The organism is Exiguobacterium sp. AB2 (genome assembly GCF_000696055.1).
In the GTDB taxonomy this organism is placed as follows: domain Bacteria; phylum Bacillota; class Bacilli; order Exiguobacteriales; family Exiguobacteriaceae; genus Exiguobacterium; species Exiguobacterium alkaliphilum.
In genome coordinates, this window is the sequence record NZ_JNAA01000054.1 from 1 (window position 1) to 1,231 (window position 1,231).

General features: G+C 57.7%; 1 protein-coding gene. It reads left to right on the top strand.

The annotated features are described in order from the left end of the window. Positions 1-1,231 (top strand): IS1182 family transposase (locus tag DI14_RS07820; RefSeq protein ID WP_034807241.1); only part of this gene is annotated, 1,231 nt, incomplete at both ends.

A 1,231-nucleotide genomic window follows, 5' to 3' on the forward strand; every position in this document is an offset into this window, starting at 1 on the left:
GCCGCCGAGCCCGTATGCGGCCCTCTATGACCTGTTGATCCCGGCCGATGACGAACTGCGGCTCATCCATGACCTCGTCTCGTTCGATTTTATCACGGACCTACTCGAGGATACGTATTGCCACGACAACGGTCGGATGGCCGTCCATCCTGTCCGGATGTTCAAATATCTGTTCCTGAAGGCGCATTCGAACCTGTCCGACGTCGACCTCGTCAGACGGGCGAAGACCGACCTCACCTACAAATATTTTCTGGACCTGGCACCGGAAGATGACGTCATCAACCCCTCCTCGCTCACGAAGTTCCGTCGTCAGCGCATGGACGACGACGAGCTGCTCGACAAGTTGATCGGGCACACGGTCGAGGTCGCGAAAGGGATGGGGCTGCTCAAGGGACGGACATTGATCGTCGACGCGACCCATTCACGGGCCCGGTACGGGCAGAAACCGATCAGACAGGCAATCATCGACGAGACGAAACGCCTGAGACAAGCGTGCTACCAATCATCGGTCGATGCGAAAGGTCGTTTCCCGGAAAAGGTCGACGAGGAGGATATCGACCAACTCCTCGCCTATGCGCTTGCCGTCGCAGAGACCGTCGAGACCGGGATGCCCGAGCTGATGTTTCGCGAGCACATCCGAGACCAGGTGAACCGGGTGCGTGAGCTAGCGGAGGATGCGCATGTCGAGCTGCAGGTGTCCAAAGACAGCGATGCCCGGACGGGGCACAAGAGTGCCGACTCGTCGTTCTTCGGCTACAAGCACCATCTCGCGATGACGGAGGAGGGCATCATCACGGCTGTCGTCGTCACATCTGGCGAGGTGGCAGACGGGCCACAATTGGCGAGTCTTGTTGAGAAGAGCCATCTAGCCGGTGCCGAGTTCGACCACATCGTGGGTGACGCCGCCTATTCTGGCCGTGACAACCTGATTTACGCTGCCTCACAAGGATGTAAGCTTGTCGCCCCGTTGAATCCGCGTGTCTATTCGCCGGCTGATAACCGCGGTGAGGGGTTCACCTACAACAAGGATGCCGAACGCTACGTCTGCCCCGCCGGGCACATGGCCATCCGGAAGGCCCGGACAGGGACAAAGGACATCGGTAAAAATCAGAAAGAAACGCATTATTTCGATATTGAGCTCTGTAAGCAATGCCCGTTGCGCAATGGCTGTTACAAGAATGGTGCAAAATCGAAAACGTACAGCGTGTCCTTGAAATCGAGGGAGCATAGC